The 4,354-nt window shown below is 62.5% G+C and carries 6 protein-coding genes; 3 read left to right on the top strand and 3 right to left on the bottom strand.

Features of this window, described 5'->3' with window-relative positions; all coding sequences use genetic code 11:
• Together AC062T_RS12665 and AC062T_RS12670 are read left to right on the top strand one after the other, a co-directional pair.
• Window positions 1–619: alpha-glucosidase C-terminal domain-containing protein (locus AC062T_RS12665; protein WP_476030559.1), on the top strand; the 619-nt coding region annotated here is incomplete at its 5' end.
• A 40-nt stretch (window positions 620–659) separates the two neighbouring features.
• Window positions 660–1,349 carry an exonuclease domain-containing protein gene (locus tag AC062T_RS12670; protein WP_476030561.1) on the top strand — a complete coding sequence of 230 codons (690 nt, stop codon included), beginning with the start codon at window positions 660–662 and terminating at the stop codon, window positions 1,347–1,349.
• 84 nt (window positions 1,350–1,433) lie between these two features.
• Here AC062T_RS12670 and AC062T_RS12675 read toward each other — a convergent pair whose 3' ends face one another.
• From AC062T_RS12675 to glgA, 3 genes are all read right to left on the bottom strand, one after another.
• Entirely contained in the window at window positions 1,434–1,685 is a 252-nt protein-coding gene (locus tag AC062T_RS12675; RefSeq protein ID WP_108516418.1) for a type B 50S ribosomal protein L31, read from the bottom strand.
• 88 nt (window positions 1,686–1,773) lie between these two features.
• Complete coding sequence (locus AC062T_RS12680) at window positions 1,774–2,556, bottom strand: ABC transporter ATP-binding protein (RefSeq protein WP_108516420.1); 783 nt, start codon at window positions 2,554–2,556, stop codon at window positions 1,774–1,776.
• Window positions 2,557–2,605: 49 nt separating this feature from the next.
• Window positions 2,606–3,790 (bottom strand): glycogen synthase, encoded by a 1,185-nt coding sequence (gene glgA / locus AC062T_RS12685; RefSeq protein ID WP_476030563.1) that lies wholly within the window; start codon window positions 3,788–3,790, stop codon window positions 2,606–2,608.
• Window positions 3,791–3,836: 46 nt separating this feature from the next.
• Here glgA and AC062T_RS12690 point away from each other — a divergent pair.
• Window positions 3,837–4,354 (top strand): sugar phosphate nucleotidyltransferase (locus AC062T_RS12690; protein WP_476030565.1); only part of this gene is annotated, 518 nt, incomplete at its 3' end.

A 4,354-nucleotide genomic window follows, 5' to 3' on the forward strand; every position in this document is an offset into this window, starting at 1 on the left:
TAACTCGCGCGATGAGCTTGAGCTCGCTCACGCCCTGCTCTTTTCGCTCCCCGGGAGCCCCTTCATCTATTACGGGGACGAGATAGGCATGGGCGACAACATCTGGTTGCCAGACCGGGATGCGTCCCGCACGCCGATGCAGTGGACCCCCGACCGCAATGCGGGCTTCTCCTCGGCCGACCCCGGCAAGCTCTATTTGCCCGTGGTGCAGTCGCTCGTTTATCACTACTCGCAGACCAACGTTGAGTCACAGCTCGCTCAATCGAGGTCGCTGCTGCACTGGGTGCGCAACGTCATCCATGTGCGCAAGGCGCATCCGGTTTTCGGCCTCGGCAGCCTGCAGGTTGTCGACACTAACCACGAGTCGGTTCTTGCCTTCGTGCGGTCGTATCCCGGCTCGGGGACGCAGTTTGGCGATGCAGCAGAAGACGTTCTCTGTGTCTTCAGCTTCTCCCACAACCCCGTCTCGGTCACGATCACGGCGGAACAGTTGGCGGGTGCAAAGCTTGTGGATCTGTTCGGCGGTTCTGAGTTCCCCACGGTGAACGATGACGGCTCGCTCACCCTGACTCTCGGCACGCAGGCGTTCTACTGGCTGCACGTCGAGTACCCGGCCTAGCCTCACGGACGGTGTCGTAGGCCGCCCCTAGAGTTGCAGTGTGAAGAAATCTTGGGGTGACATGCTCGGGGTCTTCGACCTTGAGACGACCGGAGTCGATATCGAGACGAGCCGCATCGTCTCTGCCCATGTCGGGGTCATTAACGACGAGGGGGCGAGCCTCGAGCATCACGCTTGGCTCGCGGATCCCGGGGTCGAGATCCCCGCGGGCGCCACTGCTGTCCATGGCATCACGACGGAACGTGCTCGCGCAGAGGGCAGGCCAGCTGCCGAGGTCGTCGCGGAGATCGTAGCGACACTTCGCGGGCTGCTGTTGCGCCAGATTCCCGTGACGATTTTCAACGCCCCCTACGATCTGTCGCTGCTCGAACGCGAGTGCCGACGCTATGGCATCGCACCGCTCGAGAACCCCACCCCCATAATCGATCCGCTGGTGATCGACAAGGCGGTCGATCGCTACCGCCGGGGCAAGCGAACCCTAGAAGTCTCTGCGGGTCACTATGGCGTTTCTCTCACGGAGGCTCACGACGCTGCTGCGGATGCGATCGCTGCGGGGCGGGTGGCCCAGGCGATCCTGCGTCGCTATCCGGAGGAACTCCCCCACTCCGCCGAGGCTCTCCATGAGGCTCAGATTGCCTGGTTCGCGAGCCAGGCTGAGAGCTTTCAGGATTACATGCGTCGCACCAAGGACGCCTCGTTCAGCGCATCAACTCTCTGGCCACAACGGTAGGCTGCCACTTTCGGGCGTGCAAAAGGGCGGATGACCGAAGTCATCCGCCCCTTTTGCGGTGCCGGCTAGGCCGGCAGCCAATGCTTAGGAGCCGAAGCCCTTGTAACGGTTCTTGAACTTCTCGACGCGTCCTGCGGAGTCCATGATGCGCTGCTTGCCCGTGTAGAACGGGTGCGACTCGGAGGAGATTTCAACGTCGATAACGGGGTACGTGTTGCCGTCTTCCCACTCGATCGTCTTGTCGCTGCCGACAGTGGAGCGCGTCAGAAAAGTGGCGCCCGACGCGAGGTCACGAAAGACGATGGGTGCGTACTCGGGGTGAATGCCAGACTTCATTGGTAATTCCTTGGGATGGATGTCGTGGGACAGGGGAAAGCAAAAATAGAAGATCGCGGCTCAGGAGCCAGCTACCTACGATATCAGACTATGCAGCTCTCGCGGTGAAGCGGCCGGACTCGTTGCGAACGTCGAGATCAAGACCGAACGTTTCGCTGAGCGTTTCGGAGGTCACCACCTCGTCAATCGGGCCAGCAGCCTTGACCGTGCCATCCGCGAGGAGAAGAGCGTGAGTGAATCCCACGGGGATCTCTTCGACGTGATGAGTGACCATCACGATGGCCGGAGCCTCTGGCGATGATGCGAACCCGCTGAGCAGGTGCAAAAGCTCCTCGCGCGAGCCGAGGTCAAGACTTGCTGCTGGCTCATCGAGCAGCAGAAGTTCGGGGTCTGTCATAACAGAGCGGGCAATCTGCACTCGCTTCTGCTCGCCATCGCTCAAATCGCCGAACTTGCGTTCCGCCAGATGGCTGAGGCGCCACTCTGACAGCACCCGCTCCGCGCGCCGAGTGTCGATTTCTGCGTACGACTCGGTCCACCGACCGGTGACCGAATAGGCCGCGGTCATCACAACGTCGAGCACGCGCTCGTTACGCGGCAGACGGCGGGCCATCGCCGTGGATGCGAAGCCGATGCGCGGTCGGAGCTCGAACACATCGACGCTGCCGAGCTTCGAGTCGAGCAGAGTTGCCTCGCCCGAGGTCGGGTGGATGAGGGCTGACGCCAGCTGAAGCAGCGTGGTCTTGCCCGCACCGTTAGGGCCGAGGATGACCCACCGTTCGTCGTCTTCCACCGTCCAGTCAATCGAGTCGAGGATGGTGGTGCCGTCGCGCACGACGGAGACATCGGAAAGCTGGAGAACGCTGGCCATACGACCAAGCTTATCGCCCGTCACCCGTGCGGCCGGCGTGACACAGCGCTTAGCGCAGGATGCTCTGGTAGATCTCCTGGGTCCTCTGGGCGATTCGGTCCCAGCCGAAGCTCTGCTCGGCGCGTTCGCGGCCTGCCCGACCCATTTCTGCTGAGCGCTCAGGGTTCTCCACCATCTGGGTGAGGGCGGCGGCGAGGTCGGAGACAAATCTGTCGGGGTCCAGAGGGGTACCAGTGCCATCCTGCCTTTGGTCGAGAGGAACGAGCATTCCCGTCACTCCGTCGTCGATCACCTCGGGGATGCCGCCTGTTGCGGTTCCGACAACAGGTGCACCGCACGCCATGGCCTCAAGGTTCACGATGCCGAGCGGTTCATAGATCGAAGGGCACACGAAGGTGGTCGCCGCCGTGAGCACGGTCGTTAGTTCGGTTCTGCTGAGCAGCCGTTCGATCCACACGACATTGCCGCGCGTCTGGGCCAGGCGCTCGACCGCATCCTTCACCTCGGCGAGGAGTTCCGGTGTGTCCGGCGCACCGGCGCAGAGCACAAGTTGCGTGCCCTGGGGCAGATGTTCGGCGGCCCGCAGCAGATAGGGCAACCCCTTTTGCCGAGTTATGCGGCCAACAAAAACCACGGAGGGCCGGTCTGGATCGATTCCTAGTCGCCGAAGCAGGTCGGGATCGTGCCGGGGGGTCCAATCGTTGAGGTCGATTCCGTTGTGTACCACCGCGACTCTGTCGGGGTCGAGGGCGGGATAGCTGCGCAGGATGTCGGCGCGCATTCCCGCGCTAACGGCAATAACGGCATCCGCCCCTTCGAACGCCGTCTGCTCAATCCAGCGAGACACCCGGTATCCACCGCCGAGTTGCTCGGCCTTCCACGGTCGTAGTGGTTCGAGGCTGTGAGCGGTCACCACATGGGGGATGTCGTGGAGCAGCGAGGCGATGTGGCCCGCCCCATTGGCATACCAGGTGTGGGAGTGCACGACATCGGCACCCTCGGTTGCCTGTGCCATCTCCAGGTCGGTGCCGAGTGTCGCCAGAGCCGGGTTTGCACCCGCGAGTTCGGCCGGAGCGCGGTAGGCCGTTACGCCGGGCTCTGTGCGATCGGCTCCGAAGCAACGCACGCGCACGTCGAGGTTCTTGCGAAGTTCGCGGACGAGTTCGGCAACGTGAACGCCGGCTCCCCCATAGACCTCTGGCGGGAATTCTCGGCTCAGTACATCGACTCTCACAAAGTGCAACCTAGTACAGAGGGGAGCGCTCGCATACTGTGGGGTCATGGCATCCCCGAAGATCTTTGGAATCGTTCTTGCTGGCGGCGAAGGCAAGCGGCTCATGCCTCTCACGGCAGATCGCGCAAAGCCTGCCGTGCCGTTTGCTGGCAACTACCGGCTCATTGACTTTGCGCTGTCGAACCTCATCAACTCTGGGCTGCGGCAGCTTGTCGTGCTCACCCAGTACAAGTCCCACAGCCTCGACCGCCATGTTTCCCAAACCTGGAGGCTCTCCGGGCTCACCAACTCCTATGTGGCCTCGGTTCCTGCCCAGCAGCGTCTGGGCAAGCGGTGGTTCGCTGGCTCGGCCGATGCCATCCTGCAGAGTCTCAACCTGCTGCGGGATGAGAAACCAGACATTGTGGTCGTCGTGGGTGCGGACCACGTGTACCGCATGGACTTTAGTCAGATGATCGAAGCCCACATCGAGTCGGGCGCTGGCGTGACGGTTGCCGCGATCCGCCAGCCGATTTCGCTCGCCGATCAGTTTGGGGTTATCGAGGTTTCTCCCGACGACCCCAC

This window comes from Homoserinimonas sp., from assembly GCF_056262345.1.